Source organism: Mesorhizobium salmacidum (SeqCode), from assembly GCF_037179605.1.
GTDB lineage: Bacteria > Pseudomonadota > Alphaproteobacteria > Rhizobiales > Rhizobiaceae > Mesorhizobium > Mesorhizobium salmacidum.
The window spans coordinates 1-254 of the sequence record NZ_JAPYKS010000120.1 but is presented as its reverse complement, the minus strand read 5'-3'; the positions used below and the strand labels follow the sequence as shown (position 1 = coordinate 254).

The following is a 254-nucleotide window of genomic DNA, read 5'->3' as shown; positions in this document are numbered from 1 at the left end:
TCGGCGCTGACGACGTCGAAGGTGTCGGTGTAGGTGGTGCCGGCGGCGAACTCGTTGTGGGCCGAGCTTGCGGTGTAGGTCCAGGCGCCGGCGCTGTCGATGGAGAACGCGCCGTAGGTTCCAACGGTCCCGGCCTGGGCGACGAAGGTCGCCGGGCTGTCGACGTCGGAGACGGTCAGCGTGCCGGAGCTCGAGATGTCGGTGGCCGAGTTGGTCTCGGTCAGGTTGCGCACATCGGCCGACAGCACGGCGGC

The 254-nt window shown here is 69.3% G+C and carries 1 protein-coding gene; it reads right to left on the bottom strand.

Annotated features, from left to right (window positions below; translation table 11 throughout):
* On the bottom strand, positions 1-254 hold a 254-nt coding region (locus tag O7A60_RS31920; RefSeq protein ID WP_337109616.1), incomplete at both ends, for a VCBS domain-containing protein.